Annotated in this window: 1 protein-coding gene; it reads left to right on the plus strand. The window is 62.7% G+C overall.

Features of this window, described 5'->3' with window-relative positions; genetic code table 11:
- Nucleotides 1-394, plus strand: a 394-nt coding sequence (locus IHE46_RS16845) for a condensation domain-containing protein (protein WP_192166086.1), incomplete at both ends; no start/stop codon positions are given.

Below are 394 nucleotides of genomic sequence, written 5' to 3' on the forward strand. Positions count from 1 at the left end.
CCCCAACCCTGGCCGATCTGGCCGCCACTCTCGGCAGTCACCAGGAAGTAAGCGTCCCGGCCAACGCGATCACCCCAGACAGCACGGCGATCACCCCGGCCATGCTGCCGCTGATCGATCTGTCGCAACCGGACATCGATCGCATTACGGCCCTGGTGCCCGGGGGTATGGCCAATATCCAGGACATCTACGCGCTCTCTCCCTTGCAGGACGGCATCCTGTTCCATCACCTGCTGGCTACCGAGGGTGATCCTTATCTGTTGGTCAGCCAGATGGCCTTTGCCGACCGCGCCCTGTTGGATCGCTATCTCGCAGCCGTGCAACAGGTCGTCCATCGCAATGACATCCTGCGTACCGCCTTCGTCTGGGAACAGCTCTCGACCCCCGCTCAGGT

The organism is Rhodanobacter sp. DHG33 (assembly GCF_014843005.1).
Lineage (GTDB): Bacteria > Pseudomonadota > Gammaproteobacteria > Xanthomonadales > Rhodanobacteraceae > Rhodanobacter_A.